The organism is Microcoleus sp. Pol7_A1 (genome assembly GCF_036701085.1).
Classification (GTDB): domain Bacteria; phylum Cyanobacteriota; class Cyanobacteriia; order Cyanobacteriales; family Microcoleaceae; genus Microcoleus; species Microcoleus asticus.
The window spans coordinates 1-3,399 of record NZ_JAUBQD010000137.1 but is presented as its reverse complement, the minus strand read 5'-3'; the positions used below and the strand labels follow the sequence as shown (position 1 = coordinate 3,399).

Here is a 3,399-nt window from a genome sequence, read left to right as displayed (position 1 = left end):
TTGCCAACAATAGCTCAAAACCTTTGCCCCACTTGTTTTGAGTATTTATACTTGTCGCAAAAGTGACACGCTCCCAAGAGTCTCTGATAGGGAAGCTAGTTTTCAGCATCAACTAATCCAGGAATACTATGCGGCGGAGCGGCTAGCGCCACAGTTGGAAAAGTTGAGTAATGAGGAATTGCAATATTACTACTTGAATTATCTCAAGTGGACGGAACCGCTAGCAATGGCGATGTCGTTTGTGGAGTCTGAGGCGTTAGCAGTGCGGATGGTGGAACTGGCACTGGAGGTAGATTTGTATTTGGGAGCAAGGTTAGCTGGGGAAGCTACCCTATCTCTACAAAAAGCTACTGTAAACATCATTCTTCAAAAAGGTTTCCAGCCATCGCTTAAAATCTGGCTTTTAGAACAAACTCAGTCGCAGAATGCCTTACCCTTCCTATTTGATATTCATAAAAATGGATGTTCTGATACCCGTTGGCGTGCTACGCGAGCATTAGGTAACTTTAGAAATGTTGAAGTTTTAAAGTATTTGATTGAAGCATTGAACGATCCGGATTATTCTGTTCGTCAGAAAGCAGTGGAGTCATTGGGAAAATTAGGTAATTTAGAAGCCGTCCCCAACCTTTGTCAACTGCTAGATGATGAATATTTTTTAGTGCGCAGTTTGGTTATAGATGTTTTAGGAAAATTAGAAGGAAGAGCCGCGATTGATTGTTTGAAGAGTGCGCTCAAGCATGACGATTATACTGTAAAAACTAAGGCTGCTGAATTTCTAGGACAGCGCGTTCCTCAAGAAGTAATTGCATTACTGAATGAAGAGTTTAATAATGGCAATGCCGATACCAAAAGAGATACTCTACAGCTTCTAGGTGAAACAAAGAATGCCGCAGCTATTCCTATCTTGATCGGTGCTTTATCAGAGAGTGATTGGATCGTTCGCTCACAAGCAGTTTCCCAAATAGGTTCACTAGGAATCTGGCTAGATTCCGATGTGTTAGAGGATGGTGTAACGGCTCTTATCCATATTCTGCAAAGCGATCCACAAAGCTCTGTTCGTTCTAGTGCTGCAATTTATTTAGGAGTGATGGGTCACCTACGAGCAGTACCAGTTCTCATCGAGGCTTTATCTAATGATGATCCGGTTGTACGTTCTTCTGCTGCTTATGCTTTGGGTCGGCTTCAGGATCGTTCAGCTATTAGCGAACTTATCCGCTCTCTACAAGCTGAGGATTATGTTTGTGAAGCAGCTATTAGATCATTACGCATCCTTAAAGCAGTGGAGGTATTACCTACTCTAAGAAAGCTGTTGCAGTATAAACCTGTTAATGTTCGAGGGGAAATCATATTAAGTCTTGGATTCTTCGGAGATTCTAAAGACATCCCTAGTTTGTACCAAACTTTGAAAGATAAAGAATTTATTATCCAACTCAGATCTGCTTATTCATTAACTAAATTCAATAATCGCAAGGGGATACCTATCTTAGAAGATGCCCTAAAAACTGGAAATAAAGATGCTCGCGAGCGGGCGCTTGATGGAATGAAAAACTTTCATGGAAAAGTTGGTTTGTCCAGTATTGTTTCAACAGCATTCACAGATGATGAATACTCTATCCGAAAGGATGCAGTTGACTTTCTAGAAGCTTTTAAAGAGAGTCAAGAAATAGTCAATGAACTCAAGAAGGCTCTTAATAACCTAAATGAAGATATTTGTAGAAACGCGATGGATGCTGCCAAGACAATAGGTAATGCTGAAATCCTATCTCGTTTGAGACAACTTGCAGAAACAATTACAGTTGTTGAAAGACCTGTGGAGGCGATCGCTGCTATCCAATCTCGTTGCCAATTCTACAACTATGGCATCACCCGGTTGCCACCCCCTCACAGAACTAAAAGCGGAGAGGGGGAATTAGAAGATTTGCTATATAATAATAAGTTAGACCTACTTCTCCAGGAGTTTAAAAAAGTGTCAGAAGCACCCAAGCGCGTCATTACTGCTAACAACTACTATGAAAAAGGCACTCATACTCATAACCACAATTACGCAAACGATGAAACCTTAAAAAAACAAACCATCGAACTTCGCCAATTGGTACATCAACTTCAGCAAACCCACCAACCAACCACCGAAGTCCAAGCTGCTGAAATCATTGATGTCGAATTTCGCGAAATCCAAAATACGAACCCGACTCGATGGCAAACAATCCAAAAACAACTGCAACTTTTAAAGGGCCAACTCCTTAACCCGGAAAGTCACCTTAAAGCCACCAAAGCAACCCTCGCTGAAGTCGCTAAACACTACCTCGAAGAAAGTGTCGTCTCCAAAGCCCTTATCACTTACCTCGACACTATGAGTGCTGACCCTGACTAAGGATAATCAATCCTGCAAATCCCGATCGCACTCCTTGTCGCCGTCCTACGATTCCATCAACGATCGCACCCACTGAAAATCACCCTCACTCAGCGCTGGTATAGACTGCACTGAATAATTGATCGCCAAATCTAAAGCTGCCTCCTGATAAACTTCACCCAAAGCCTCAGATAAATTCACAACAGGTTCTTTATCTCCTGACTGCAAAGAAAGCAATAATTAAGGAATCGATTCACGCAGATTAAACGGGTATAGTTCAGCTTCCCGACGGAGATTAGCCCGACTAACCAGAATGCGGTAGTGCGATCGAATAACTTCCGCAATTGGCATAACGTTTCCCGTTCTCAGCAGTTTGTTTATATGCCACTTCGTTTGGGGTGTTTTTTTGTTGTTTGAAAGTATAGCGGTTAAGATTTAGTAGGGAAATATTACAGGGACAAGTGATAAACTTAGATTCTCTGCTGAAAAAGGAGAATAGTTATATGTCTGTTCAGCTTCAAAAACGGTTATTTACAGTAAAAGAATATCATTTGATGACTGAGGCTGGTATTCTCTCCGAGGGCGATCGGGTAGAACTCATAGAAGGAGAGATTGTTAAAATGGCTGCAATTGGTACTCGTCACGCAAGTTCCGTTAAGCGTCTCACCAGGCGCTTCAGCCTCATTCCAGAAGATCGGGCGACTCTGGGTGTCCAAGACCCTATCCAGTTGACTGAGCGCACTGAACCTCAACCGGATGTTGTATTACTCCAACCTCGTGCTGACTACTACGCCACAGCCCATCCAGTACCTTCTGAAGTTTTGCTGTTAGTTGAAGTTTCAGATAGTACGGTTGATTATGACAGAGATGTGAAAGTATCCATTTACGCTCGATCGCTCATTCAAGAAGTTTGGCTGGTAGATTTAGTTGAAAATTGTTTGGAAGTCTACCGTCAGCCATGCCCGAACGGTTATATAGCAATCCTATATGATTTGTGAGAATTTACCATAACTGTGAAGCTTGGGGAAATCAAATATCTGATAATGAGT

2 protein-coding genes and 1 pseudogene are annotated in these 3,399 nt (G+C 42.1%); 2 read left to right on the top strand and 1 reads right to left on the bottom strand.

Translation table 11 applies throughout. The annotated features are described in order from the left end of the window. Positions 1 to 163: 163 nt before the first annotated feature. Positions 164 to 2,371: a HEAT repeat domain-containing protein gene (locus QUA20_RS31470; RefSeq protein ID WP_333194255.1), complete on the top strand. Its 2,208-nt coding sequence runs from the start codon at positions 164 to 166 to the stop codon at positions 2,369 to 2,371. Between the two features lie 45 nt (positions 2,372 to 2,416). Here the strand turns inward: QUA20_RS31470 and QUA20_RS31465 are convergent. After that, positions 2,417 to 2,719 (bottom strand): annotated as a pseudogene (locus tag QUA20_RS31465) (DUF4058 family protein). 134 nt (positions 2,720 to 2,853) lie between these two features. Here QUA20_RS31465 and QUA20_RS31460 point away from each other — a divergent pair. Continuing rightward, on the top strand, positions 2,854 to 3,348 hold the full coding sequence (locus QUA20_RS31460; protein ID WP_333194253.1) for a Uma2 family endonuclease: 495 nt from the start codon (positions 2,854 to 2,856) through the stop codon (positions 3,346 to 3,348). Positions 3,349 to 3,399 lie beyond the last annotated feature (51 nt).